Raw genomic sequence first — 24229 nt, forward strand, 5'->3', positions numbered from 1 at the left:
CGCCGCCCTGTCTTGTCCATGTCAGGAGCCGGACAAAACGTCCCAACCCCTTAATTGATAACGGTTCTCAGCTTCAGCTATTCCCGCGGTCCTCGGCTCTGCGGGACCTCCCCACCCGATGCGGGCTTGGCTCAGCTCAGCGTATCGATGCGGCCGCGCAGCATCTGCACCATGGCGGAGAAGTCCTTGCCGCCGTAGCCAAGGCCGTTGAACAGGGCGTAGAGAGCCTCGGCCTGGGCGCCCAGCGGGGTCGTGGCGCCCGCCTTGGCGGCGGCGTCCTGCGCCAGCTTGAGGTCCTTCAGCATCATGGCCGTAGCGAAGCCGCCTTCATACTCGCGGTTCGACGGGGCAGTCGGCACCGGGCCGGCCCAGGGGTAGTAGCTGGTCACGCTCCAGCACTGGCCCGAGGACTTGGAGGCGATCTCGAAGAAGCGTTCCGGCTCCAGGCCCAGCTTTTCGGCCAGGGCGATGGCTTCGCAGGTGCCGATCATCGAAATGCCCAGCAGCATGTTGTTGCAGATCTTGGCGGCCTGACCGGCGCCATGATCGCCCGCGCGGATGGTGATGCGGCTCATCGGCTCCAGCGCCGGTTCGACGCGGGCGAAGTCGGCCTCGTCGCAGCCGACCATGAAGGCCAGAGAACCCGCATCGGCCGCCGCCGTGCCGCCCGAAACAGGCGCGTCGGCGAAGGCGTAGCCCGCCTCCTTGGCCAGACCCGCGACCTTGCGCGCGGTTTCTACGTCGATGGTCGAGCAGTCCAGCAGAAGCGCGCTGGAGGGCGCCGCGCCGATGATCTGTTCGGAATAGACGCTGAGGACGTGCGGCCCGGCGGGCAGCATGGTGATGACGACCTCGGCGTCCTTCACGGCCTCGGCGACCGAACTGACGGTGCGGCATCCGGCCTCGGCCGCGCGTTCCAGCGCGGCGGGCGACAGGTCAAAGGCGGCGACGTCATGCCCGGCCTTGGCCTGATTGGCGGCCATGCCGCCGCCCATGTTGCCCAGACCGATGAAGGCGATGCGAGTCATCTGTGCGTTTCCCTTATGGATTTTGGCCGAGGGTTAGCGCCGCACGACCCGCTTCGCCAGTCACCAATTTGAGACGAGACGCCTCAGTTCGGCTTGCGGAAGCGATAGACGAACTGGTCGGTCTTGCCCCGGATCGCCTCGTCGAAGACGTTCAGGCTGTGGTCGTCGGCCGGGTTGGCGACGGCCGTGCTTTCGCCGTCGAAGACGAAGCCGGCCGCCTCGACCTCTTTGCGCAGCTGGGCGCCTTCGATGCGGTGCAGGGTTTCGACGACGGTGTTGGCGGCGCCGGGCGCGGCCTGATGGTCGATAACGACATAGAGCCCGCCGGGCTTCAAAGCCTTGAAGATGTCGGCGTTCATCTTGGCCACATCCACGCCAAAACGAGGGATGTGGAAGTCGTGATATTCCTGGCTCATGAAGACCAGATCCAGCGGCTGGTCGAAGCTCATGGCGTCCAGGTCGCCGTTGACGCGGCTGATGTTGGGATAGGCGGCGACCAGGGCGTCGGCGCGCGGGTTCTCGCGCTCGGCCGTGCGGTTCGGCACGAAGGCGTAGACGTGGCCGCTCTCGCCCACGACGCGCGCGAACAGGCGGCTGAAATAGCCCGCGCCGGGGCGGATGTCGGCAATGCGCCAGCCCGGCTTCACCTGGGCGAAGGCCAGCATCTCGGCAGGATGACGCAGGGCGTCGCGCTCGACCTCATCGGCGGGACGCAGAGTGTCGGAGACGGCGGCCTGATAGGCAGGCGCGGCGGCGTCCTGAGCCAGAACAGGCGCGGCGCTCAGAAAGGCGGCGGCGACGGCGGCGGCGAGCAGATGCGGTTTCATGACGAACTCCTTGATCTTGCGGCTGCCCCGGTCGGGGCCTTCGGACGGCATAAGGCGCGCGGATGGGACGGCTGGCAAGCCGTCCCGGCGCACGATCAACCGGCGGTCATGGCCGCCGGGGCTTGCTTTTCTCTCAGAGTGACGAGTTCCTCAGCCATCGTCGGGTGGACGGCGCAGGTGGCGTCCCACTGGGCCTTGGTCAGGCCCGCCTTGACGGCGATGGCGGCCAACTGGATCATCTCGGGGCTGTCGGGGCCGACGATGTGGCAGCCGACGACGCGCTGGGTTTCGGCCTCGACCACCAGCTTCATCAGCACCCGCTCGTCCGAGCCGGTGAAGGCGTATTTCATCGGGCGGAAACGGGTGACGTAGACATCGACCTCGCCCGGGCAGGCGTGGCGGGCCTCGGCCTCGGTCAGGCCGACGGTGCCGACGGGGGGCTGGCTGAAGACGGCGGTGGCGACGGCTTCATAGTCGAAGCTCTGCGGGTTGTTCCTGAACACCGTCTCGTGGAAGGCCACGCCCTCGCGGATGGCGACGGGGGTCAGGTTCATTCGGTCGGTGACGTCGCCGACCGCCCAGATGTTGTCGGCCGTGGTCTGGGAATACTGATCGACCTTGATGGCGCCGTTCTCGTTCAGCTCGACCCCGGCGGTTTCCAGTCCCAGACCCTCGACATACGGCACGCGGCCGGTGGCGAACATGACCACGTCGGTCTCGATCTTCATGCCGTTTTCGAGGTGGTTGATCAGACCCGTGTCTGTCTTCTCAATCGATTCATGCTGACAGCCGAGGATGACCTTGATGCCGCGCTTCTCGATCTCGCCCGCCAGATGGGCGCGCACGTCGTCGTCGAAGCCGCGCAGAATGTTGGGGCCGCGATAGATCAGGGTCGTCTCGACCCCCAGCCCGGCGAAGATGCCCGCGAACTCCACCGCGATATAGCCGCCGCCGACCACCAGGACGCGCTTGGGCAGTTCGGGCAGGTGAAAGGCTTCTTCGGAGGTGATGGCGTGCTCGATGCCAGGCAGGCTGTCCGGCTTCCACGGACGGCCGCCGGTGGCGATCAGGATCTTCTCGGCCGTGATCGTCTGGTTTTCAGCGCCGTCCTTGCCGATGACCTCGACGGTGTGGGCGTCCTTCAGCACGGCGCGGCCGTGCAGCAGGTCGACGCCCGCCTTGCCCAGATTGGCGGCGTAGATGCCGGACAGGCGGGCGATCTCGACATCCTTGGCCTGCAGGAAGGTCGGCCAGTCGAACCTGGCGTCAGCGAACGACCAACCGTAGCCCTCGGCGATCTCAAGCGCATGGCTGACCTCTGCGGCCATGACCATGAACTTCTTGGGCACGCAGCCGCGAATGACGCAGGTCCCGCCGACCCGATACTCTTCAGCGATGGCGACCTTCTTGCCGCCCAACGCCGTCAGCCGCGCCGCCCGCACGCCTCCCGAACCGGCGCCGATGACGAAGAGATCGTAGTCGTATTGGCTCATCGGGGGCTCCGGCTGGATCGGACTCGAAAAAACAGAGTCCAATTCGTCTGAATCGTCTGAAATCCGCGCGGCAGAACCGCAGCGCTGACCCGACTTAGGCGCCCGGATGCGAGGGGGCAAGGCGTGAGGATCAAGCACGCCCGTTTGCCGCATCTCCCTTCCGTCATCCTCCGGCGAGCGGAGAGAGATCGGGGGACCCAGCGGCGCCGAAGTCGATCTTTACGGCAAGCGTGACGCGTGGAGCTTTCGCCCTGACGGGGGCCGCTGGGTCCCCCGGTCAGCGCCTCTGCGCGGCTTGCCGGAGGACGACGAAGAAAGGGTAAGGGTCAGGGATTGATCGTCTCGACGCCCTCGTCCGTGCCGATGATCGCCAGGTCGGTGAGGTCGAGGAACAGGCCGTGTTCAACCACGCCGGTCAGGCTTTTCAGATCGGCGGCGAGGCGGGCCGGGTCGGCGATCAGCTTGCAGGCGGCGTCGTAGATCAGGTTGCCGCCGTCGGTGCGGATCAGGCCGCGTTCAGCCTCGCGCACACGGGCGGGCGCGGCGATGTCGTGGTCAGCCAGGACGTCGGCGATGCGGTTGGCGGTCGTCTTGTGGCCGAAGGCGACGACCTCGATCGGCAGGGGGAAGGTTCCCAGCGCCGGAACCACCTTGGCCGCGTCGGCGATGCAGATGCAGCGGGCGGACGCCTCCCACACCAGTTTCTCGCGCAGCAGGGCCGCGCCGCCGCCCTTGATGAGGGCGAGGCCAGGGCCGATCTCGTCGGCGCCGTCGACGGTCAGGTCGATGCGGGGGGTGTCTTCCAGCGTCGACAGGGTCAGGCCCAGTTCGCGCGCCAGATCGGCGGTGCGCTCGGACGTCGGGACGCAGCGCAGGTCCGGCAGGTTGCGCGCCGCCAGGGCTTTCACGAACCAGGCGGCGGTGGAGCCGGTGCCCAGGCCGACGACCATGCCGGCCTCGACATAGGCGGCGGCGGCTTCGCCGGCGTTCTTCTTCTGCAGGTCGCTCATTTGGTCTTCGCCGCCTTCTTCGCGCGCATGGTTTCCATGAAGCGGGCCGCCCAGCCCGGCTTCGTTGTCTGTTCGGCGCGGCCGAGAGCCAGGTCGCCGGGCGCGACATCCTTCGTCACGACCGAGCCGGAGCCGACCATGGCGCCCGCACCGATGGTCACGGGAGCGACCAGCGAAGAGTTCGAGCCGACGAAGGCCCCCTCGCCCACTGTGGTGCGGTGTTTGAAGAAGCCGTCGTAGTTGCAGAAGATGGTCCCTGCGCCGATGTTGGCTTTCGCCCCCACCTCGCCGTCGCCGAGATAGGCCAGATGATTGGCCTTGGCGCCCGCGTCCATGCGGACGTTCTTGACCTCGACGAAGTTGCCGACCTTGACCCCCTCGCCCAGGTCCGCGCCGGGGCGCAGGCGGGCGTAGGGACCGACCTCGGCGCCGGTGGCGATCCTGGCGCCTTCGATGTGGCTGAAGCTGCGGATGCGCGCGCCCTCGGCCACCTTGGCGCCGGGGCCGAAGACGACGAAGGGCTCGATGGTCGTGCCTGCGCCGATGTCTGTGTCCCATGCGAAGTAGACCGTGTCGGGGGCGCTCATGGTCACGCCCTGCGCCAGGAAATGCTCGCGCTGGGTCTTCTGGAACAGGGCCTCGGCCTGAGCCAGTTCGGACTGGGCGTTGACGCCCATGACGGAGTCTTCAGCGGCGAAGACAGCACGGGTCGGGGCGCCGCGCCTGCGGGCCAGCTCGACCACGTCGGTCAGATAGTATTCGCCCTTGGCGTTGTCGTTCGTGACCTCGGCCAGCAGGTCGAACAGCAGGCCGACCGGCGCTGCCATGACGCCGGAGTTGCAGGCGGTGACGGCCAGAACCTCGGCGGAGGCTTCCTTGGCCTCGGTGATGGCCAGCAGGCTGTCGCCCTGAAGGATCAGACGGCCGTATGCGCCGGGGTCGCGGGCCTCGAAACCGATGACGGTGACGCCTTCATGAGCGTCGGCGAAGACCGGCTCGATGTCGGCGGCCTTCAGAAGGGGGACATCGCCATAGGTGACGACCACGTGGCCGACGAAATCGCCCAGCACGGCCTCGGCGGCGCGCACCGCGTGGCCGGTGCCGAGCGGAGGATCCTGAACGGCGATGCTGTCGGCGCCGAGGCGTTTCTCGACGTGGGCGCGGACTTCCGGAGAGTGAGAGCCGACCACGACCACGATGCGCTCGCAGCCCAAGGCCTCAGCCGCGTCGATGGCGTGGTCCAGCATGGCGCGCGCGCCAACCGGGTGCAGCACCTTGGGCAGGGGCGACTTCATGCGCGTGCCCTGACCGGCGGCGAGAATGATGGCGGCTCTCGGATGAGGCTTGCTGGTCATGAATCGATCCGGCGGCTTGTCGTTGTCTGCGATCTAGCCCATTGCCGGGGTCTTCGCGAGCCGGGAGACAGATGAGTGAGCATTGAGCGCGACCTGGAAGGCTGGACCATCGCCTTCGATCTGGACGGGACCCTGGTGGATTCGGCGCCGGACCTGATCGGCACGCTGAACCGGATGCTGGCGGAGTATGAACTGCCGCCCGTGCCCATGTCCTCGACCCGGCATCTGGTCGGGCACGGCGCAATGGCCATGCTGCGTCACGGCTTCATGGAAGCGGGCGCCGTCTGGGACGAGGCCCACGCACCCGGCCTGTTCGAGCGCTTCATCGAGGTCTACCTCGCTCACATCGCCGATGAGAGCCGCCCGTTCGACGGTTGTGTGGCTGCGCTGGACCGGCTGAGCGCGCGCGGAGCGATCCTGTGCGTGGCGACCAACAAGCGCACCGACCTGTCGGTCGCGCTGATCGAGGCGCTGGGACTGACGCGCCATTTCGCCTTCATCGCTGGCCCCGACGTGGTGTCGGCTCGCAAGCCCAGCGGCGCCCACATCATCGAAGCGGTGCGCAAGGCGGGCGGCGATCCGGCGCGCTGCGTCATGGTCGGCGACAGCACGACCGACACCAAGGCGGCCAGGGACGCGGGCGTGCCCTGCATCACCGTCAGCTTCGGCTACAACGACGCGCCGCATGCGGAGTTGGGCGGCGACGTGATGATCGACCACTACGACGGGTTCGATGAGGCGCTCGCGGGGGTGATGGGCTGAACCCATCTCCTCTTGCGGGAGAAGGAAAACTCCTGCTGCCTTTAGAACTTCTACCCCCTATCCGCCCCTGAGGCTGTTGCCGTCTTCGCGTCTGCGAAACACATAGGTCGACCTGTTCCTCCCCAAGGGTCGTCATGCTTCGTCGCTTCTTCGCCATTCCCCTGTGGCAGCGCACCGCCGCCGGTTTCGCCCTGGGCATTATCGCCGGCCTGATCCTGCGCGAGCAGGCCGTGGTCTGGATTCAGCCCATCGGCGACGTCTATCTGAACCTGATCCGCATGGTGGTGGCGCCGCTGGTGTTGTTCACCATCGCCAGTTCGATCGCCAAGCTGGGCGAAGGGGTCGGCGCCGTGCGGCTGGGCGTGCGGACCATCGTGTGGTTCGCCGTCACCTCCCTGCTGGCCGTGCTGGTCGGCTTTGCGTTCGGTCACATCATCAATCCGGGCGTCGGCTTGTCCGACCTGCCGCTGGGCGAGGTGAAGGCGCGCGAGATCCCCTCGCCGTTGCAGGTTCTGCTGGGCGTCGTGCCGACCAATCCCTTCGCCTCGCTGGCCGAGGGCAAGGTGCTGCAGATCATCTTCTTCTCGGCGCTGCTTGGCGCGGCTCTGGTGGCGCTGGGCGACCGGGCGCAGAACGCGCGCAGGCTGGTGGATGAGGGCGCGGCCCTGGTCTTCCGCATCACTCGCTGGGTGATCCAGTTGACGCCGTTCGGGGTGTTCGGCCTGATCGGCTCGGTCGTCGGCGGCTATGGCTGGGAGGCGCTGCTGCCGCTGGGCAAGTTCATCTTCGCCATCTATGCGGCCTGCCTGTTCCACATCTTCGTCGTCTATTCGGGCCTGCTGAAGCTGCATGGACTGAAGGTCGTCAGCTTCTTCCGCGGCGCAGGCGCGGCCATGCAGACGGCCTTCGCCACTTCGTCGTCGCTGGGCACCCTGCCCGTCACCCTGCGCCAGACGGTCGAGCGGCTGGGCGTGCCGCAGGCCTACGCCTCCTTCGCCGTGCCTCTGGGCGCCAATGTGAAGATGGATGGGTGCGGCGCCATCTATCCGGCCATCGCCTCCATCTTCATCGCCCAGTATTTCCAGATCGACCTGACGCTGACGCAGTACATCCTGATCGGCCTGACGGCGGTGTTGGGGTCGCTGGGTACGGCTGGCGTGCCCGGCACCAGCATCGTCATGCTGACCCTGACGCTGTCCACGGCGGGGCTGCCGCTGGAAGGCGTCGGCTACATCATCGCCATCGACCGCATCATCGACATGATGCGCACGGCCACCAATGTGACCGGCCAGATGGTCGTGCCGGTCCTGGTTGCAAAGGAAGAAGGCATCCTCAATCAGGACATCTACAACGGCCACGTGGCCTGGCTGCCCGGCGATCCGGAAGATGAAACGCCCGACGGCGTGCGAGCGGCGGGAATCTGAGCAAGCGACGCAGCTATTTGATGATTTGAGGCTTGCCGTCGTCGGAATCGCGGGCTATGTCCCCGCCTCCCGACGGCGCAGTCACTGACCGCCCCGTTCCAGGCGGACGCGTAGCTCAGCGGGAGAGCACCTCGTTCACACCGAGGGGGTCACAGGTTCAATCCCTGTCGCGTCCACCATTTTTCACCTAATGAAATCAACTACCGCGCGGCGAGTGCGCCTTGGTTCGGTTGAACCGTGGCGGAAGGCGCGCTGGACGAGGTTTCGGCGCTTGTAGCGACAGCTACAGATCGTCCACCCCGGCCTCGGCCGCCGCACGCACTTCTTCCTTCAGCCAGGCGACGAAGGTGCGGGCGGCCGTGGTGGCGCCGCTGCGTTTGATCAGGAGGTGGTAAGCGAAGTCGGTCGTCAAGGCCCCGTCGGCGAACGGCGCGACCAGTCGGCCAGCCGCCAGGTCGTCAGCGACGAAGGCATAAGGCGCCAAGGCTACGCCCTGGCCGTGAGCCGCCGCTTCGATCGCCAAGGCTGTCTGATCGAAACGCGGACCGGCCTGATCGTCGATGTCGGTCAAGCCGCGCGCTTTCAGCCAGGCGCGCCAGTCCGGGCGCGGCTCTTCCAGTTCGCTGGGCCTCAGGTGGATCAACACATGCTGCGCCAGATCGGCCGCTTTCCGCAGCGGCTTTGGACCCGCCATCAGGCCCGGCGCGCAGACGGGCGTGACGTCGGCGTTCAACAGATATTCGGATCGCACGCCGGCATAGTCGCCCCGGCCATAGCGCACGGCGACATCCACCCGGCCGCCGCTGACGTCAGCCAGCCGCATGTCGGCCGACATCCAGACCTCGATCTCGGGATGGGCCGCCGAGAAGCGCGCGATACGCGGCGCCAGCCATTTGGCTGCGAAAGACGGCGGGACGGAGATCGACAGGGCGTGACGACGTTCCGGCCGGTAGAGCAGGTCCCCTGCCCGTTTCAGATAGTCGAAGCCGTCGCGCAGCAGAGGATAGAGCTCGGCGCCCAGCTCGGTCAGCGCGATCTGACGGCCCTCGCGGTGAAACAGAGGCGCTCCGGCGTGTTCCTCGAGGATGCGGATCTGCTGGCTGATGGCGCCGGGCGTGACGGACAGTTCCTCGGCCGCGCGCGTGATGTTCAGGCGTCTGGCGGCCGCCTCGAACGCCTTCAGCGCGTTCAGCGGCGGGATGCGGCTTTCGGGGGCCGACGGGGTCTTGCGGCGCGTCATCAGCTCATCCACTGGGGCTTAGGCAGGTTTCGAGCGGCCAGGAAGGCCGGGTCATAGATCTTGCTGCCGTAGCGCTGGCCGGAATCGCACAGCACCGTCACGATGGTGTGGCCTGGGCCAAGATCGCGGGCCAGTCGGATGGCGCCGGCGATGTTGACGCCGCTGGATGGGCCAAGCGACAGGCCTTCTTCTCTCACCAGGTCGAACAGGATCGGGAGGAACTCAGCGTCCTCGATACGATAGGCGTGATCCACCGACAGCCCTTGTAGATTGCCCGTGATGCGGTTGACGCCGATGCCCTCGGCGATGGAGGTCCCCTCGCCTTTCAACACGCCATCGGTGAACCAGCTATAGAGCGAGGCGCCCGGCACGTCGGCCAGCCCGATCCGCACATCGGCCTTGCGTTCGCGCAGATAGGCGGCCGTGCCCGCAAGGGTTCCGCCCGAACCGACGGCGCAGATGAAGGCGTCGACGCGACCGTCGGTCTGTTTCCAGATTTCCGGACCGGTGGCCTCATAGTGGGCCAGGCGGTTGGCCTGATTGTCGAACTGGTCCGCATAGAAGGCGCCGTTCGGTTCGCTTTCGTTCAGTTCTTCTGCAAGACGCCGCGAAAAGTGGACGAAATGATTGGGGCTGGCGAAGGGCGCCGGATCGACCTCGATCAGGCGCGCGCCATGAAGGCGGACGGCGCGCTTCTTTTCCTCGGTCTGGGTGCGCGGCATGACGATGACGACGGGGTGGCCCAGGGCCGCGCCCACAAGCGCTAGGCCCACGCCCGTGTTGCCGGCCGTGCCTTCGACAATTGTCCCGCCTGGCCTGAGAGCGCCGGACGCCCGCGCGGCCCGGATAATGCTGAGCGCGGCGCGATCCTTGATCGAGCCGCCGACGTTCAGAAACTCGGCCTTGCCCAGAATTTCACAGCCCGTCGCCTCCGAGGCGCGCTTGAGACGCACCAGAGGCGTGTTGCCGATCAGGCCGAGGACGTCAGGCGCGACAATCATGGAAAATCCGAACCGCAGGGAGGAACGCCCCTCTTAGCCACAGTTCAGATTTTCTAACAACCGGCCTTAGATATGGATGACGCGTCCATAGGCGTCGAGCGCGGCCTCATGCATGGCCTCTGACATGGTCGGGTGCGGATAGACGATGCCGTGGATGTCTTCCTCGGTCGCTTCCATCGTGATGGCGGTGACGTAGCCCTGGATCATCTCGGTGACGTCGGCGCCGATCATGTGGGCGCCGATCAGGGCGCCGGTCTTGGCGTCGAAGATGACCTTGACGAAGCCTTCGGTTTCGCCCGCCGCGATGGCCTTGCCGTTCACCTTGAACGGGAAGCGGCCGATCTTGACCTCGCGCTTCTCGGCCTTGGCCCCCTGCTCAGTCACCCCGACCGAGGCGACCTGCGGCTGGGCGTAGGTGCAGCCCGCGATGGGCGAGTTGACGTTCGGCGTCTTGTAACCGGCGATGTGTTCGGCGGCATGGATGCCTTCGTGGCTGGCCTTGTGCGCCAGCCAGGGCGCGCCGGCGCAGTCGCCGATGGCGTACAGGCCCTTCACATTGGTCTGGCAGTGGCTGTCGGTCTTGATGTGGCCGCGGTCCAGTTCGACGCCCAGCGCCTCCAGACCGATGCCGTCGGTGTTGGCGGTGATGCCGACGGCCGAGATGCAGACCTCGGCCGCCAGGCTTTCAGCCTTGCCGTTGACCTCAAGATCGACCTTCACACCCTTGGAATCCTTGGAGACCTTCGTCACCTTGGCGCCGAGCTTGAACTTGATGCCCCGTTTTTCGAAGCCCTTCTGAGCGGCTTTAGAGACCTCCTCGTCCTCTACCGGCATGATGCGGTCGACGGCTTCGACGACCGTCACCTCGGCGCCCAGAGCGCGGTAGAAGCTGGCGAACTCGATGCCGATGGCGCCTGAGCCGATGACCACGAAGGTCTTGGGCAATTTCTTCGGCGCCAGGGCGTCGCGATAGGCCCAGATCCTGTCGCCGTCGGCCTCAAGCCCGATCTGCGGCAGGGCGCGGGCGCGGGCGCCGACGGCCAGCATGACGGTCTTGGCCTCGATGGCGCGCGTGCCGCCGGCCTTCAGGGCCACGACGACCTTGGGGGCGGCGGCGCCTTTCTCGAGCTTGGCTTCGCCCTCGATGACCTCGATCTTGTTCTTCTTCATCAGGAAGCCGACGCCCTGATTCAGTTGCTTGGCCACGCCACGCGAACGCTGGATGATGGCGTCGAAGTCGAACGACGCGCCCGAGGCGGACAGGCCGTAGTCCTTCAGGTGCGACAGGCTTTCGAACTTCTCGCCCGATTTCAGCAGGGCCTTGGTGGGGATGCAGCCCCAGTTCAGGCAGATGCCGCCCAGGTTTTCGCGCTCGACGATGGCGACCTTCTGGCCCAGTTGGCTGGCGCGGATGGCCGCGACGTAACCGCCGGGGCCCGAGCCGATGACGACGAGATCAAATTCAGCAGCCATGATCAGATCAACTTTTCGATGTCGGCCTTGATGGCCTCAGGTTCAGTCTGGGGCGAATAACGCGCGACAACGCGGCCTTCGCGGTCGGTCAGGAACTTGGTGAAGTTCCACTTGATGGCGCGCGAGCCGAGGAAGCCCCTCTTCTGCTCCGTCAGCCAGGCGTACAGGGGGTGGCGTTCCGGCCCGTTGACCTCGACCTTGTCGAACAAGGGGAAGGTCACGTCGAAACTGCTGGCGCAGAAGGCGGCGATTTCCGCCGCCCGGCCCGGCTCCTGCTGGCCGAACTGATTGCAGGGAAAGCCCAGGACTTCGAACGGCGCGTCAATCAGATCGCGATGCAGCTTCTCCAACCCGGCGTATTGGCCGGTAAAGCCGCATTTCGACGCCGTATTGACGATCAGCAGCGCCTGACCGCGAAAGCGGTCCAGCGACACGTCCGCGCCATCGATGGCCCGGGCGGAGAAGTCATAGACGGATGCCATGACCTCTCGGCTCCCTTAAGCCAGCATCGCCACGGGATCTTCGATCAGCGGCTTGAACGCCTGCAGGAAGCGAGCGCCCGTCGCGCCATCGACCACGCGGTGATCGCAGGTCAGGGTGACGGTCATGACCGTAGCCACGGCCAGTTGGCCGTCCTTGACGACCGGGCGTTGTTCGCCGGCGCCCACGCTCATGATGCAGCCCTGGGGCTCATTGATGATCGAAGTGAACTGCTTGATGCCGAACATGCCCAGGTTGGACACTGAGAAGGTGCCGCCCTGGAACTCTTCCGGCTTCAGCTTGCGCTCACGCGCCCGCTTGGCCAGATCCTTGGACTCGGTCGCGATCTGGGCCAGGCCCTTGGTTTCGGCCTTGCGGATGATCGGCGTGATCAGGCCGCCGTCGATCGCCACCGCCATCGAAACGTCGGCGTTGTGGTGCATGGCGATGCCTTCGGGCGTGTAGGAGGCGTTGGCCTCCGGCACCATCTTCAGGGCAAGCGCAGCGGCCTTGATGACGAAGTCGTTGACGGAGACCTTGATCCCCTGCGGCTCCAGCATCTTGTTGACCTTGGCGCGGACGGCCATCAGCTGGTCGATCTCGACGTCGATGAACAGCGGGAAGTGCGGCACGTTCTGAACGCTGTCCACCATGCGGCGGGCGACGGCCTTCTTCATGCCGTCCAGCGGGATCAGGTCGTAGGTTCCGTCCGCGATGCCCATCTGAGCGAGCGACAGAGCCTTGCGCGGTTCAGCCGAAGCCGCGGCCGTAGCGGCGGCGGCCGGTTGAGCGCCGCCCTTGCCCGCGGCTTCCACGTCGCGCTTGACGATACGGCCGTGCGGGCCGGTGCCCTTGACGGTCTTCAGGTCCAGACCGGCCTGGGCGGCCAGACGGCGCGCCAGCGGCGAGGCGAAGATGCGTCCGCCGTCGTCGGACTTCGGCGCGGCCGGAGCAGCTTCAGCCTTGGGAGCCTCAGCCTTAGGAACTTCCGTCTTCGGCGCTTCAGCCTTGGGGGCCTCGGCCGCAGCGTCAGCCTTCTTGGGCGCGGGCGCCACGGCGTCGCCGGACAGGCGGGCGATCGGCGTATTGACCTTCACGCCCTCCGAGCCTTCCGGCACCAGGATTTCGAGCACTTCGCCTTCATCGACGGCTTCGACTTCCATCGTCGCCTTGTCGGTCTCGATTTCAGCGATCACATCGCCGGCAGAGACGGTGTCGCCGACCTTGACGTGCCACTTGGCCAGCACGCCCTCTTCCATCGTCGGAGACAGGGCGGGCATCAGGATATCGGTCATTGAGCGGTCTCCGTCTTGACGGTGGAGGCGGCTTGGGCATGCGCCCTGTCCCAGCTGTCGGAGATGGCCTTGAACGCCGTCAGCTGATCAAAGCCATGATGCTCCGCATAGGCGTGGGAGTAGTGCCACGCCAGTTCGGCCAAGACGACGCCGATGTTGCCGGGCTCCGCCAGCGCGGGCCGAATGTTCATGATGGGGCCCGTGCCGTTCCACCAAACGCGAGCCAATTCGATGACCAGATCTTCGGGCGCGTTCAGACCTTCAGGGATCGGCAGAGCGCGTTGTTCCAGGGCGGCGGCGTCCATCAGGCGCTCCCCTTCGGCTGCAGGATTGGCTCGGCGACAGTGCGCACATTATCGGCCTTCACTACGTCCGACAGGCCTTGCAGGATGCGATTATAGGCTTCGCGTTCGTTATGACCGTGCCTCACGGCATAACCATGCGCCATATGTCGCGCGGCATAGGCCAGCAGTTCCCCGAATTTGATCGGGTCGTTGAAGGCCGGCTTCACCGACATGACCGGCTCGTTCTTCGACCACCACATCCGCAGGATTTCGATAGCCTCCGGATCAGCAGCGACGCTCTCCGGCATGGTCAATTGAAATTCAGGGTTCTCGCTCACGCCATCACCTTCTTTACGGCGGCGACGATCTTGTCGACGCCCGGCAGAGACAAGGCTTCGAGGTTGGCGGCGTAGGGCAGCGGCACGTCTTCCTGGTGCACGCGCAGCGGCGGGGCGTCCAGATAATCGAAGGCGTGCTCGATCACGCGGGCGACCACTTCGGCGCCGACGCCCATCGGGCCCCAGCCCTCTTCGGCCGAGACCAGACGATTGGTCTTCTTGACGCTCTCAACGATGGTCTCGTGATCCAGCGGCCGCAGGGTGCGCAGGTCCACCACCTCGACCGACACGCCTTCCTCGGCCAGCTTTTCAGCCGCCTGCAGGGCGAAGCCGACCATGCGGCTGTGTGCCGTGATGGTGACGTCCGTACCTTCGCGGCGGACCTTAGCCTTGCCGATCGGCACGACGTAGTCCTCGACGTCCGGAACGTCGAACTCCAGGCCGTACATCATCTCGTGTTCAAGGAAGACGATCGGGTTCGGGTCGCGGATCGCAGCCTTCAGCAGGCCCTTGGCGTCGGCGGCGTCATAGGGCGCCACGACCTTCAGGCCCGGGATCTGGGCGTACCAGGCCGAATAGTCCTGGCTGTGCTGGGCGGCCACGCGGGCGGCGGCGCCGTTGGGGCCGCGGAACACGATCGGACAGCCCATCTGGCCGCCGGACATGTACAGGGTCTTGGCCGCCGAGTTGATGATGTGATCGATCGCCTGCATGGCGAAGTTCCATGTCATGAACTCCACGATCGGCTTCAGGCCCGAGAAGGCCGCGCCGACGCCCAGGCCGGCGAAGCCGTGCTCGGTGATCGGGGTGTCGACCACGCGGCGGTCGCCGAACTCCTGCAGCAGATCGCGGCTGACCTTATAGGCTCCCTGATACTGGGCGACTTCCTCGCCCATCAGGAAGACGTTCTCGTCGCGGCGCATTTCTTCGGCCATGGCGTCGCGCAGGGCGTCGCGGATGGTCGTCTTCACCAGCTTGGCGTCAGCCGGAATTTCAGGATCGCGCAGTTCGACCTTCGGTTTCACGGGGGCGTCGGCAGGCGCGCCCTCAGCCTTGACCTCGGGGGCGGCGGCCGCAGCAGCCTCGGCCTTGGGCGCGGGCGCGGCAGCGCCGTCTTCGCCGGCCAGACGCGCGATCGGCGTATTGACCTTCACGCCTTCGGAGCCCTCGGCCACCAGGATTTCGAGGACTTCGCCCTCATCGACGGCTTCGACTTCCATCGTCGCCTTGTCGGTTTCGATCTCGGCGATCACCTGACCGGCTGACACGACGTCGCCAGCCTTGATGTGCCACTTCGTCAGCGTGCCCTCTTCCATCGTGGGGGACAGCGCCGGCATCAGAATGTCCGTCACGTATCAGGCCTCCACGTAGACGTCGGTGTAGAGCTCGGACGGATCCGGCTCAGGGCTCTCTTGAGCGAACTGCACAGCTTCGGCCACGATGGCCTTCACTTCGTTGTCGATCGCCTTCAGCTCATCCTCAGTCGCCTTGGCGGCGGCCAGAAGCATCTTGATATGGTCGATCGGGTCGCGGGTCTTCTTGACCTCGTCCACCTCTTCCTTGGTCCGGTATTTGGCCGGATCGGACATGGAGTGGCCGCGATAGCGGTAGGTCTTCACCTCAAGGATGTAGGGGCCTTCTCCGGCGCGGGCGCGAGCCACGGCGCGGGCGGCGGCGTCGCGAACAGCCAGCACGTCCATGCCGTCGACCTGTTCGCCCGGAATGCCGAAGCTGGCGCCGCGCTGATACAGTTCCGTCGTCGAGGACGAGCGTTCAATGCTCGTGCCCATGGCGTACTGGTTGTTCTCGATGATGTAGATGGCCGGCAGCTTCCACAGCTGGGCCATATTGAAGCTCTCGTAGACCTGACCCTGGTTGGCCGCGCCGTCGCCGAAGTAGACGAAGCTGACCGAGTCGTCGCCGCGATACTTGCCCGCGAAGGCCAGGCCGGTGCCCAGCGCCACCTGAGCGCCGACGATGCCGTGGCCGCCGTAGAAGCCGGTCGGCACGTCGAACATGTGCATCGACCCGCCCTTGCCGCGCGCCGAGCCGCCGATGCGGCCGGTCAGTTCGGCCATGACCTCATTGGGATCCATGCCCGCAGCCAGCATGTGGCCATGGTCGCGATAGCCGGTGATGATCTTGTCGTAGCCCTGCTTGACGCTCTCCTGAACGCCGACGGCCACGGCTTCCTGACCGATGTACAGGTGGCAGAAGCCCCCGATCAGGCCCATGCCGTAGAGTTGGCCCGCGCGCTCTTCAAAGCGTCGGATCAGGACCATCTCGCGATAGAAACGCAGCAGGTCTTCCTTGGAAGCCTGAGGCGTGTTCGGAATCTTGTCGCCCGCGCTGGGCGAGTTTTTCTGAGCGGCGGCTTTCGCCATCCGGCATCTCCCGGCTTACACCCCTGTATCAGGGACTCTTATCGTTACGGAAAGGGGCTTTAGCAGCCTTCGTTCCCGAAACGCAAAGCGACCGGCTACGCTGTAACAATAGTTCAGGAGGCGCGGGTCGCCTCAGGAGCGCGTCCTGCGGGACCGTTCAGCCGAACAACGTAGTCGCGCGGGTCGGCGAAGCCGATCACCGCCCTCGCCCGCTCTTCCAGCAGATCCCTGGAAAGGCTCTCGGTGCGCAGATAGCGGACCCGCACTTCCAGATCCTGACGCTGCTCATTAAGGCGCGTGAGCTGAGACTGGCGCTTGGACAATAAAGCATCGCGTTCTGAGCCGCTTAGCAGGCCGCGCTCACCCGTCAGGGCCTGGACGCCCAGATAGGCGATCAGCAGCAGCAACAGTACGGTCGGCAGGTATGGCTTCATCTGCTCGGGCACAACGGACGCTCCTTCTGAGCGCGCACAAACACGGTGGCCCATCAGTGACCGAAAATGCCTAACGAACCGTAGCTTGGCCGTAATTGCGAACGCCGCCCCCGAGGTTCGGAAGCGGCGCCCGGCACATCTTCGTGATGAAGCTTATTTCAGCAGCATGCCGTCGCCGAAATAGGCGGCCTGGTCGCCCAGCATCTCTTCGATGCGCAGCAGCTGGTTGTACTTGGCCGTCCGGTCCGAGCGGGCCAGCGAGCCGGTCTTGATCTGACCGCAGTTGGTGGCCACGGCCAGGTCGGCGATGGTCGAATCCTCGGTCTCGCCCGAACGGTGCGACATGACGGCGGTGTAGCCCGCGCGGTGGGCCATATCGACGGCGTCCAGCGTTTCGGACAGGGTGCCGATCTGGTTGACCTTGATCAGGATGGAGTTGGCCAAGCCTTCGCCAATGCCAGCGGCCAGACGGCGCGGGTTGGTCACGAACAGGTCGTCGCCGACCAGCTGCACCCGGTCGCCCAGACGGTCCGTCAGCAGCTTCCAGCCGTCGAAGTCGTCTTCGGCGCAGCCGTCCTCGATCGAGACGATCGGGAAGCGCTCGACCAGGTCGGCCAGGTAGTTGACCATGCCCTCGGCGTCGAAAGACTTGCCCTCGCCGGTCAACTCATACTTGCCGTTCTTGAAGAACTCGGTCGAGGCGACGTCGAGCGCCAGGTGGAAGTCCTCGCCCGCCAGATAGCCGGCCGCCTGACCCGCCTTGGTGATGAAGGTCAGGGCTTCGTCGGCCGAGGCTAGGTTCGGGGCGAAGCCGCCCTCGTCGCCGACATTGGTGTTGTGACCGGCATCCTTCAGCGCCTTCTTCAGCGCGTGGAAGATTTCGGCGCCCATGCGCAGGCCTTCCGAGAAGCTCTCGGCGCCCGTCGGCATGATCATGAACTCCTGGATGTCGATCGGGTTGTCGGCGTGGGCGCCGCCGTTGATGATGTTCATCATCGGCGTCGGCAGGATGCGGGCCGAGACGCCGCCGATGTAGCGGTGCAGCGGCAGACCGGCCGAGATGGCGCTGGCCTTGGCCACGGCCAGCGAGACGCCCAGCATGGCGTTGGCGCCCAGACGGGACTTGTTCTCGGTGCCGTCCAGCTCGATCAGAGCCTCGTCGATGCGGCGCTGGTCCTCGGCGTCCATGCCGGACAGGGCGTCGAAGATTTCGCCGTTGACGGCGTCGACCGCCTTCTCGACGCCCTTGCCGCTCCAGACGTCCATGTCGCCGTCGCGCAGCTCAACGGCTTCGTGCGCGCCGGTCGAAGCGCCCGACGGCACCGCCGCGCGGCCGAAGCTGCCGTCTTCCAGCATCACGTCCACTTCAACCGTCGGATTGCCCCGGCTGTCGAGAATCTGGCGGGCGACGATGTCGACGATGTCGGTCATGAAAGACACTCTGTAGTGAATGGTGGGAGTTGTTCGAGGCGTTTAGCCCGACCGTGCGGAATCTCCAACCGCCGCTCCGCGATCAGGAACATCCCTCGACATACTGGATGCTGGGGCCGCCCGCGTGGATGAAGGCGACCTTGCCGTCCTGACCGATCTCGAAGTTGAAGCCGCGCGCGGCGGGGTCCGTGACATAGCCGCTCGACGGGGAGGTCTTGCCTGACCAGATCGTGACGTAGGCAGCCGGCGCATCCTGATATTTGTGAGGCGTCACCTCAGCGACGGAGCCGTAGCGAGCCTTCAACTGCTCGCCGTCAAAGCCCACGCCGACGCCGTCCTCGGTCAGCACGTCCGACCCTCTGATGGCGGTCAGCCGTGTGAGCACGCCCTTCTCAAGCATCACAAGAACACCCTTGGGACCACGAGGCGGCTGATACTGGCGGCATTCGGAAGGCTCGGCGTCCGCGACGTTGGCGGGAGGCGGGCCGACAGCGGCGTCCACCTCGGCCTGGGTCATGCCGATTCGCAGCGGCCCATAGCCCTGAGGCGTCAGAACATCCGCTGCGGCTGTCGGAGCCGCAGGTGCAGAAACAGGAGGCTCGGCTTCAGGTGTTTTGGCGGTTTCCGGAGCGTTGCAGGCGGCCAGGGCCAACAGGGCGACGGAACTGAGAACGGCGTTGCGGATCATGAAAGGCGCTCCTGTCTTGCACACGCCGTCCATAACGCACGAAAACGGCGCGCGATGACATCGCGCGCCGTCAAAACTTTCGTCCGGCCGAAGCCGGTCAGACCCGAAAGACTTAGTCTTCCTGCTGGGTCAGGACCTGACGGCCTTTGTACATGCCGGTCTTCAGGTCGATGTGGTGCGGACGACGCAGTTCGCCGGTGTCCTTGTCTTCGACATAGGTGTTGGCGCCCAGGGCGTCATGAGCGCGACGCATGTTGCGACGCGAGGGGGAGGTTTTGCGCTTCGGAACGGCCATGTCCGTCTCAATCTCTAAGTCGGTGCGCCGGTGAAGACGCGAAAACAACAGCGGCGGCCCCCCGATAAGAGCCGCCACGCGAGGGCGGGCTTATGCATGAAGACGCAACCGATTTCAAGGGCCTCGACGCCGTCAGGCCTACCGACCGTCAAACCCTTGCCGTCAGGCTTTGCGCCACGGCCTCGCCGATGGCCAGCGAACTGGTCAAGCCGGGGCTTTCGATGCCGAAAAGCGCCATCAGCCCTTCCAGCCCGTGATTCGCCGCGCCATGAAGCTGGAAGTCCGGCTGCGGCTCACCCGGCCCGTGCAGCTTGGGCCGGATGCCTGCGTAGTCAGGCGTCAGCCGCTCGACCGTCACGCCCGGCCAGAACCGGCGGATGTAGCGGGCGAACTCTTCCGCCTTGGCCGGATCGACGGAATAGTCCTCGGTCTCGACATAGGCCAAGTCGGGCCCGAACACGCCCTGCCCGCCCAGATCCGTGCGGTAGTGGGTGCCCAGCGCGCCGGGAATCGGCGGCGGATAGATCAGACGGTTGAACGGCGCCGCCCCCGTCAGGCGGAAGTAGATTCCCTTGCCCAAATGACGCGCAGGAATATCCGCTGCCGGATAGCCCTCGATCCGCACGGCGACTTCCTGAGCCGACAGGCCGGGCGCGGTGACCAGAAGGCGGCTGGTCACGGTCATCGCCCCCTCCCCGCCCACACGGATCGAGAAGCCGCCGCCCGGCAGGCTTTCGGCGCCCTCGAACGGCGCCGAGATCACGACCGCGCCGCCCGCGTCCTCGATCTCGCCCTGAAGGGCCAGCATGTAGCCGTGGCTGTCGAACACGCCGCTCTCGGGCGACAGGATGGCGGCGTGGGCGTTTAGTTCCGACTCCAGCGCCCGCGCCTGCGCGCCGGTCAGGTGCTCCAGGTTTTCGACGCCATTGACCACGGCCTGCTGGAAGATAGCCTCGATGCGCTCGACCTCGGCTTCCTCGGTCGCCACGACCAGCTTGCCGCATTTCCAGTGATCGACCTTGCGGCTCTCCAGGAAGTCATAGAGGGCGCGCCGCCCTTCGACGCAGAACTGCGCCTTCAGCGAGCTGGTCGGGTAGTACAGCCCGCCGTGGATCACCTCGGAATTGCGCGAGGAGACGCCCTGGCCGATGTGCGGCTCCTTCTCCAGCACCAGCACCGTCAGGCCGCGTCGCGACAGCGCCCGCCCGCACGCCAGCCCCACAGCCCCCGCGCCCACGACCGTCGCATCGAAGTCGAAAGGCGCGCCCATGGTCTTACCTCTTGCCGTAGAGGGCCTTGGCGCGGCCCTCGAAACACTGGATTAGCTTGTCGACCGCCCGGTCGAAGTTCGCCTGAAGCATCATGTCCAGCATGCGCGACTTGAAGGCGAAGTCGATAAAGAATTCCAGTCGTGTCCCCTGCGGGTGCGGATGGAACTCCCAGCGGTTCTTCAGGTGTTTGAACGGGCCACGGATCAGGCCGACCTCGACCTTGGGCGCATGGACGTCATGGCGCACCCAGGTCGAGAACTTCTCGGTCAGGAAGGCGAAGCCGACGCCGGCCTCTGCGTCCAGCAGATGCATGCCCGGCGCCTCGTCGCGCACGTTCCAGGCGCGCATGGAGGTAATCCACGGAACGAAGTCGGGATAGGCGCGCACGTCCGCCACCAGGGCGGCGAGCTGTTCCGGCGCATAGGGCAGAATGCGCGTTACGCGATGGACGGCCAAAGGATCAGCGGCCGTTCCGGGACGACAGCTGAGCCTCGCGCGCCGCCTTCAGCCGGGCGAAGTCGTCGCCCGCGTGGTGCGACGAGCGCGTCAGCGGCGAGGACGACACCATCAGGAAGCCCTTGGCCCGCGCGATCGCCTCATAGGCCTTGAACTCTTCGGGCGTGACGAAGCGGTCGATCGGGGCGTGCTTGCGCGTCGGCTGCAGGTACTGGCCGATCGTGATGAAGTCGACGCCGGCGGACCGCATGTCGTCCATCACCTGCATGACCTCTTCCTTGGTCTCGCCCAGACCGACCATGATGCCGGACTTGGTGAACTGGTTCGGGTCGCGCTCCTTGACCATCTGCAGCAGGCGCAGGGAGTGGAAGTAGCGGGCGCCCGGCCGGATCTTCAGATAAAGGCGCGGAACCGTCTCAAGGTTGTGGTTGAAGACGTCGGGCGTGGCGTCGATCATCACCTCGGCCGCGCCGTCCTTGCGCAGGAAGTCAGGCGTCAGGATTTCGACCGTGGTGTTCGGCGCCTGCAGGCGGATCTGGCGCACCACCTCGGCGAAGTGGGCGGCGCCGCCGTCCGACACGTCATCGCGGTCCACTGAGGTGATGACGACGTGGTTCAGGCCCATCTGGGCCACAGCCAGACCGACCTTGGCGGGCTCTTCCGGGTCCAGCGGCTGCGGCAGGCCGGTCTTGACGTTGCAGAAGGCGCAGGCCCGCGTGCAGGTGTCGCCCATGATCATCAGGGTGGCGTGCTTCTGGCTCCAGCACTCGCCGATGTTCGGGCAGGCGGCCTCTTCACAGACCGTCACCAGCCCCTTGGAGCGAACGATGTCCTTGGTCGCGTTGTACTGGCCCGAACCGGGCGCCTTTACGCGCAGCCAGTCCGGTTTTTTCAGCACGACCGAATCCGGCCGGTTCTGCTTTTCCGGGTGACGAAGCTCGGACGGCTTCTTCTGCAAGGTGTCGATCAGCGTGACCATTGTCGGTGGTCTGAATCCTGTTTTCGAGGGCGGCCGGATTTCCGATGCTATGTCGGCTTTCCGTAGTGCAAACGCAAGGCACACTGCGTTTCAGTCCGACGCCGGAACAGCCTCACGCAGCGTTACGCATCTTTTCAAGCCGACCTTACGTCACTAGGTTCCGGCCTCTTGTAACCGAGAGGGCCGTCTGAGAGCCCTCCGAAGGAGGACGTGCTTGCTGCGGGCAGCCCTGGACCCCAAGGTCTATGAAGAGACCCTGTTCGACGCGCTGGTCGATGCGCGCGCCCGCTACGGCGACAAGGAGATTCTGGAGGACCAGGATCGCCACCCCCTGACCTATACGGGCCTGATCCGCGCCGCCTTCGTGCTGGGCCGCAAGATCGCCAGACTGACCCAGCCGGGCGAGCGCGTCGGCGTGCTGCTGCCGTCCAGCGCAGGCCTGGTGGTGACCTTCTTCGCCCTGCACGCCTTCGGCCGGGTGCCGGTCATGCTGAACTTCACCTCGGGCGAGGCCAATCTGAAGGCGGCCCTGAAGACGGCAGGCGTAAAGAAGATCCTGTCGGCCAAACGCTTCGTCACACAGGCCAAGCTGGACGACCTGATGGAGGCCCTCGGCGAGGTTTCCGAGATTGTCTGGCTGGACGACATTCGCAAGACCATCGGCCTGGCCGACAAGCTGTACGGCCTCAGCGCGGGCATGGCGCCCAAGCGCTTCCGCGTGAAGACCGACCCGGATTCGGCGGGTGTCGTGCTGTTCACCTCGGGCAGCTTCGGCGCGCCCAAGGGGGTAGTGCTGAGCCAGCAAAATCTGGTCGCCAACGCGCGCCAGGTGGCGGCCCACATCGACCTGGATCCCGACTGGGTGATGTTCAACCCGCTGCCGACCTTCCACTGCTTCGGCCTGACGGGCGGGGTCATCCTACCGCTGCTGCAGGGGCTTAAAGCGTTTGAATACCCCTCGCCGCTGCACGCCAAGCAGATCACCGACCTGCTGCCCCAGGTGAAGGCGTCGATCCTGTTCGCCACCGACACCTTCCTGAACCAGTACGCCCGCGTGGCCGAGCCCGGCGACTTCGCCACCCTCAAGTTCGCCGTGGCGGGCGCCGAAAAGGTCCGCGAAGAAACCCGCGCCGCCTTCGACGCCAAGTTCGGCGGCCTGACCCTGCTGGAAGGTTACGGCGCCACCGAAGCGGCGCCGGTCGTGGCCGTGAACCATCCCGACCGCAACCGGCCGGGCACGGTGGGTCAGATCCTGCCGGGCATGGAATACCGGATCGAGCCGGTCGAGGGCATTGCGGTCGGCGGCCGCCTGTTCCTGCGCGGCCCGAACGTGATGGAAGGCTATATCTCGCCGAACGATCCGGACAATCTGGAGCCTCTGGCCGACGGCTGGCACGACACCGGCGACATCGTCGACATCGACGCCGAGGGTTACATCACCATCCTTGGACGGGTGAAGCGCTTCGCCAAGATCGGCGGCGAGATGGTGTCCCTGACGGCTGTTGAAGGCATGGCGGGCGCCGTCTGGCCGACCGGCCACCACGCCGTCGTCGCCGTCCCTGACAGCAAGAAGGGCGAGCGCCTGGTCCTGGTCACCGACGTTGCAGGAGCCGAGACCGCTCAGTTGACGGAGTGGGCCCGAGAAAACGGTGCGCCCGAACTGGCCGTGCCGAAACGGATCATCAAGGTCGACAGCATTCCCGTCCTGGGCACCGGCAAAACCGATTATGTGACGATCCAGAAGCGGGTCGAGGATGAATTGAAGGGCGCCTGACAAGGCGCTTGCCGTTCTCGGCCAGTGTCATAACCTCGACGGTTCGGTCCCGCTCTCGGGACGCCACGACCGAGGAGACTTCATGGCTCGACGTTCGACATCCCTGGCCGGCTGGGAACCGCATTTCCTCAGCCTTCTCAGAATTGTCTCCGGCCTGCTGCTGCTTCAGCACGGCGCGCAGAAGATTCTCGGCTTCCCGCCGGGCGGAGGAGGCCAGGGCATTAACCTGTCGACGCTGGCGGGCTGGTCCGGACCGATCGAACTGGTCGGCGGCGTGCTGATGGTGCTGGGCCTGTTCAGCCGCCCGACGGCCTTCATCCTGTCCGGCTTCACCGCCGTGGCCTATTGGATGGTTCACGCGCCGCAAAGCCCCTACCCCATCAACAACGGCGGGGAGCTGGCGGCCCTCTACTGCTTCGTCTTCCTGTATCTGGTCTTCGCCGGACCGGGGCCGTGGTCTCTGGACAGCGCCCTGCGCGGCGGCCGCCGCTGACACCCGCGACGCGG

25 protein-coding genes and 1 tRNA gene are annotated in these 24229 nt (G+C 65.9%); 5 read left to right on the forward strand and 21 right to left on the reverse strand.

The features are described from left to right. Nucleotides 1-131 precede the first annotated feature (131 nt). The 5 genes from mmsB to glmU form a co-directional block, all read right to left on the reverse strand. Entirely contained in the window at nucleotides 132-1028 is an 897-nt protein-coding gene (mmsB, locus tag H556_RS0101830; protein WP_024352821.1) for a 3-hydroxyisobutyrate dehydrogenase, read from the reverse strand. Between the two features lie 83 nt (nucleotides 1029-1111). Then, complete coding sequence (locus H556_RS0101835) at nucleotides 1112-1855, reverse strand: class I SAM-dependent methyltransferase (RefSeq protein ID WP_024352822.1); 744 nt, start codon at nucleotides 1853-1855, stop codon at nucleotides 1112-1114. 95 nt (nucleotides 1856-1950) lie between these two features. Beyond that, nucleotides 1951-3348, reverse strand: coding sequence for a glutathione-disulfide reductase (gene gor, locus H556_RS0101840; protein ID WP_024352823.1), 1398 nt, complete (start codon nucleotides 3346-3348; stop codon nucleotides 1951-1953). Between the two features lie 326 nt (nucleotides 3349-3674). Next, nucleotides 3675-4358: a ribose-5-phosphate isomerase RpiA gene (gene rpiA, locus H556_RS0101845; RefSeq protein WP_024352824.1), complete on the reverse strand. Its 684-nt coding sequence runs from the start codon at nucleotides 4356-4358 to the stop codon at nucleotides 3675-3677. Then, nucleotides 4355-5713 carry a bifunctional UDP-N-acetylglucosamine diphosphorylase/glucosamine-1-phosphate N-acetyltransferase GlmU gene (gene glmU / locus H556_RS0101850; RefSeq protein WP_024352825.1) on the reverse strand — a complete coding sequence of 453 codons (1359 nt, stop codon included), beginning with the start codon at nucleotides 5711-5713 and terminating at the stop codon, nucleotides 4355-4357. The genes rpiA and glmU overlap by 4 nt, the downstream gene beginning before the upstream one ends. A 75-nt stretch (nucleotides 5714-5788) precedes the next feature. On the opposite strand from glmU, the gene H556_RS0101855 reads away from it, so the two are divergent. The 3 genes from H556_RS0101855 (at nucleotide 5789) to H556_RS0101865 (ending at nucleotide 8078) form a co-directional block, all read left to right on the forward strand. Further along, nucleotides 5789-6475, forward strand: coding sequence for an HAD-IA family hydrolase (locus H556_RS0101855; protein WP_024352826.1), 687 nt, complete (start codon nucleotides 5789-5791; stop codon nucleotides 6473-6475). 134 nt (nucleotides 6476-6609) lie between these two features. Further along, a complete protein-coding gene (locus H556_RS0101860) occupies nucleotides 6610-7899 on the forward strand; it encodes a dicarboxylate/amino acid:cation symporter (RefSeq protein ID WP_024352827.1) in 1290 nt (429 codons plus the stop codon). Between the two features lie 104 nt (nucleotides 7900-8003). Continuing rightward, a tRNA-Val gene (locus tag H556_RS0101865) sits at nucleotides 8004-8078 on the forward strand. Between the two features lie 104 nt (nucleotides 8079-8182). Here H556_RS0101865 and gcvA read toward each other — a convergent pair. The 16 genes from gcvA to lipA form a co-directional block, all read right to left on the reverse strand. Continuing rightward, entirely contained in the window at nucleotides 8183-9139 is a 957-nt protein-coding gene (gcvA, locus tag H556_RS0101870) for a transcriptional regulator GcvA (RefSeq protein WP_024352828.1), read from the reverse strand. Further along, the gene (locus tag H556_RS0101875) at nucleotides 9139-10140 is read right to left on the reverse strand and encodes a cysteine synthase A (protein ID WP_024352829.1); all 1002 of its coding nucleotides are present in this window, start codon (nucleotides 10138-10140) and stop codon (nucleotides 9139-9141) included. Before H556_RS0101875 ends, gcvA begins: the two co-directional genes overlap by 1 nt. Nucleotides 10141-10206: 66 nt before the next feature. Next, a complete protein-coding gene (gene lpdA / locus H556_RS0101880; RefSeq protein WP_024352830.1) occupies nucleotides 10207-11613 on the reverse strand; it encodes a dihydrolipoyl dehydrogenase in 1407 nt (468 codons plus the stop codon). Nucleotides 11614-11615: 2 nt separating this feature from the next. Then, nucleotides 11616-12095: a glutathione peroxidase gene (locus H556_RS0101885; protein WP_024352831.1), complete on the reverse strand. Its 480-nt coding sequence runs from the start codon at nucleotides 12093-12095 to the stop codon at nucleotides 11616-11618. Nucleotides 12096-12110: 15 nt separating this feature from the next. Then, a complete protein-coding gene (locus H556_RS0101890) occupies nucleotides 12111-13388 on the reverse strand; it encodes a pyruvate dehydrogenase complex dihydrolipoamide acetyltransferase (RefSeq protein ID WP_024352832.1) in 1278 nt (425 codons plus the stop codon). Continuing rightward, nucleotides 13385-13693: a DUF5076 domain-containing protein gene (locus tag H556_RS0101895; protein WP_024352833.1), complete on the reverse strand. Its 309-nt coding sequence runs from the start codon at nucleotides 13691-13693 to the stop codon at nucleotides 13385-13387. The genes H556_RS0101890 and H556_RS0101895 overlap by 4 nt, the downstream gene beginning before the upstream one ends. Further along, nucleotides 13693-14010, reverse strand: a complete 318-nt coding sequence (locus H556_RS0101900) for a DUF5076 domain-containing protein (protein WP_024352834.1) — start codon at nucleotides 14008-14010, stop codon at nucleotides 13693-13695. The genes H556_RS0101895 and H556_RS0101900 overlap by 1 nt, the downstream gene beginning before the upstream one ends. Further along, nucleotides 14007-15362, reverse strand: coding sequence for a pyruvate dehydrogenase complex E1 component subunit beta (locus H556_RS0101905; protein WP_024352835.1), 1356 nt, complete (start codon nucleotides 15360-15362; stop codon nucleotides 14007-14009). Before H556_RS0101905 ends, H556_RS0101900 begins: the two co-directional genes overlap by 4 nt. Before the next feature lie 3 nt (nucleotides 15363-15365). Continuing rightward, complete coding sequence (gene pdhA / locus H556_RS0101910; RefSeq protein WP_024352836.1) at nucleotides 15366-16394, reverse strand: pyruvate dehydrogenase (acetyl-transferring) E1 component subunit alpha; 1029 nt, start codon at nucleotides 16392-16394, stop codon at nucleotides 15366-15368. A 113-nt stretch (nucleotides 16395-16507) separates the two neighbouring features. Next, complete coding sequence (locus H556_RS0101915) at nucleotides 16508-16828, reverse strand: FtsB family cell division protein (RefSeq protein WP_029673127.1); 321 nt, start codon at nucleotides 16826-16828, stop codon at nucleotides 16508-16510. 153 nt (nucleotides 16829-16981) lie between these two features. Further along, a complete protein-coding gene (gene eno, locus H556_RS0101920; protein ID WP_024352838.1) occupies nucleotides 16982-18259 on the reverse strand; it encodes a phosphopyruvate hydratase in 1278 nt (425 codons plus the stop codon). Nucleotides 18260-18341: 82 nt separating this feature from the next. Then, nucleotides 18342-18947 carry a hypothetical protein gene (locus tag H556_RS0101925; RefSeq protein WP_024352839.1) on the reverse strand — a complete coding sequence of 202 codons (606 nt, stop codon included), beginning with the start codon at nucleotides 18945-18947 and terminating at the stop codon, nucleotides 18342-18344. 112 nt (nucleotides 18948-19059) lie between these two features. Next, on the reverse strand, nucleotides 19060-19242 hold the full coding sequence (rpmF, locus tag H556_RS0101930) for a 50S ribosomal protein L32 (RefSeq protein WP_024352840.1): 183 nt from the start codon (nucleotides 19240-19242) through the stop codon (nucleotides 19060-19062). Between the two features lie 148 nt (nucleotides 19243-19390). Beyond that, nucleotides 19391-20512: an NAD(P)/FAD-dependent oxidoreductase gene (locus H556_RS0101935; RefSeq protein WP_024352841.1), complete on the reverse strand. Its 1122-nt coding sequence runs from the start codon at nucleotides 20510-20512 to the stop codon at nucleotides 19391-19393. Nucleotides 20513-20516: 4 nt separating this feature from the next. After that, nucleotides 20517-20969 (reverse strand): type II toxin-antitoxin system RatA family toxin, encoded by a 453-nt coding sequence (locus H556_RS0101940; RefSeq protein WP_024352842.1) that lies wholly within the window; start codon nucleotides 20967-20969, stop codon nucleotides 20517-20519. Between the two features lie 4 nt (nucleotides 20970-20973). Then, nucleotides 20974-21948, reverse strand: coding sequence for a lipoyl synthase (lipA, locus tag H556_RS0101945; protein WP_024352843.1), 975 nt, complete (start codon nucleotides 21946-21948; stop codon nucleotides 20974-20976). A gap of 217 nt (nucleotides 21949-22165) precedes the next feature. Between lipA and H556_RS0101950 the strand changes: the two genes are divergently transcribed. Beyond that, nucleotides 22166-23722, forward strand: a complete 1557-nt coding sequence (locus tag H556_RS0101950) for an AMP-binding protein (RefSeq protein WP_419185423.1) — start codon at nucleotides 22166-22168, stop codon at nucleotides 23720-23722. Between the two features lie 82 nt (nucleotides 23723-23804). Beyond that, complete coding sequence (locus H556_RS0101955; RefSeq protein ID WP_024352845.1) at nucleotides 23805-24215, forward strand: DoxX family protein; 411 nt, start codon at nucleotides 23805-23807, stop codon at nucleotides 24213-24215. Nucleotides 24216-24229 lie beyond the last annotated feature (14 nt).

It is taken from the genome of Brevundimonas naejangsanensis DSM 23858 (genome assembly GCF_000421705.1).
In the GTDB taxonomy this organism is placed as follows: domain Bacteria; phylum Pseudomonadota; class Alphaproteobacteria; order Caulobacterales; family Caulobacteraceae; genus Brevundimonas; species Brevundimonas naejangsanensis.

Bases quoted from the DNA above. Each gene is read 5' to 3' on its own strand.
- mmsB (WP_024352821.1), bottom strand. From the start codon at position 1,028: ATGACTCGCATCGCCTTCATCGGTCTGGGCAACATGGGCGGCGGCATG.
- H556_RS0101835 (WP_024352822.1), bottom strand. From the start codon at position 1,855: ATGAAACCGCATCTGCTCGCCGCCGCCGTCGCCGCCGCCTTTCTGAGC.
- gor (WP_024352823.1), bottom strand. From the start codon at position 3,348: ATGAGCCAATACGACTACGATCTCTTCGTCATCGGCGCCGGTTCGGGA.
- rpiA (WP_024352824.1), bottom strand. From the start codon at position 4,358: ATGAGCGACCTGCAGAAGAAGAACGCCGGCGAAGCCGCCGCCGCCTAT.
- glmU (WP_024352825.1), bottom strand. From the start codon at position 5,713: ATGACCAGCAAGCCTCATCCGAGAGCCGCCATCATTCTCGCCGCCGGT.
- H556_RS0101860 (WP_024352827.1), top strand. From the start codon at position 6,610: ATGCTTCGTCGCTTCTTCGCCATTCCCCTGTGGCAGCGCACCGCCGCC.
- gcvA (WP_024352828.1), bottom strand. From the start codon at position 9,139: ATGACGCGCCGCAAGACCCCGTCGGCCCCCGAAAGCCGCATCCCGCCG.
- H556_RS0101875 (WP_024352829.1), bottom strand. From the start codon at position 10,140: ATGATTGTCGCGCCTGACGTCCTCGGCCTGATCGGCAACACGCCTCTG.
- lpdA (WP_024352830.1), bottom strand. From the start codon at position 11,613: ATGGCTGCTGAATTTGATCTCGTCGTCATCGGCTCGGGCCCCGGCGGT.
- H556_RS0101885 (WP_024352831.1), bottom strand. From the start codon at position 12,095: ATGGCATCCGTCTATGACTTCTCCGCCCGGGCCATCGATGGCGCGGAC.
- H556_RS0101890 (WP_024352832.1), bottom strand. From the start codon at position 13,388: ATGACCGATATCCTGATGCCCGCCCTGTCTCCGACGATGGAAGAGGGC.
- H556_RS0101895 (WP_024352833.1), bottom strand. From the start codon at position 13,693: ATGGACGCCGCCGCCCTGGAACAACGCGCTCTGCCGATCCCTGAAGGT.
- pdhA (WP_024352836.1), bottom strand. From the start codon at position 16,394: ATGGCGAAAGCCGCCGCTCAGAAAAACTCGCCCAGCGCGGGCGACAAG.
- H556_RS0101915 (WP_029673127.1), bottom strand. From the start codon at position 16,828: ATGAAGCCATACCTGCCGACCGTACTGTTGCTGCTGCTGATCGCCTAT.
- eno (WP_024352838.1), bottom strand. From the start codon at position 18,259: ATGACCGACATCGTCGACATCGTCGCCCGCCAGATTCTCGACAGCCGG.
- H556_RS0101925 (WP_024352839.1), bottom strand. From the start codon at position 18,947: ATGATCCGCAACGCCGTTCTCAGTTCCGTCGCCCTGTTGGCCCTGGCC.
- rpmF (WP_024352840.1), bottom strand. From the start codon at position 19,242: ATGGCCGTTCCGAAGCGCAAAACCTCCCCCTCGCGTCGCAACATGCGT.
- H556_RS0101935 (WP_024352841.1), bottom strand. From the start codon at position 20,512: ATGGGCGCGCCTTTCGACTTCGATGCGACGGTCGTGGGCGCGGGGGCT.
- lipA (WP_024352843.1), bottom strand. From the start codon at position 21,948: ATGGTCACGCTGATCGACACCTTGCAGAAGAAGCCGTCCGAGCTTCGT.
- H556_RS0101955 (WP_024352845.1), top strand. From the start codon at position 23,805: ATGGCTCGACGTTCGACATCCCTGGCCGGCTGGGAACCGCATTTCCTC.